A 208-nucleotide genomic window follows, 5' to 3' on the forward strand; every position below is an offset into this window, starting at 1 on the left:
TTGTAATAATTGGAATAAGAAATAGAGATGATTCTTCTGCTCACTATTTGTATAACGGACAATTATTAGAAAAAGTTAGTGCCATATCACCTTATTTAACCTCAGGAGACTTTAAAGAAACAGTACATTCTTTGAATAAGCATATTAATGGATTACCTGGGGCTTTTTTCGGAAGTATGCCAAGAGATGGGGGTTATCTTTTATTAGA

The 208-nt window shown here is 32.2% G+C and carries 1 protein-coding gene; it reads left to right on the top strand.

Annotated elements, in window-relative coordinates:
• On the top strand, positions 1 to 208 hold a 208-nt coding region (locus ACX9YW_RS23870; protein WP_460351328.1), incomplete at both ends, for a hypothetical protein.

Source organism: Pseudoneobacillus rhizolycopersici, from assembly GCF_054786815.1.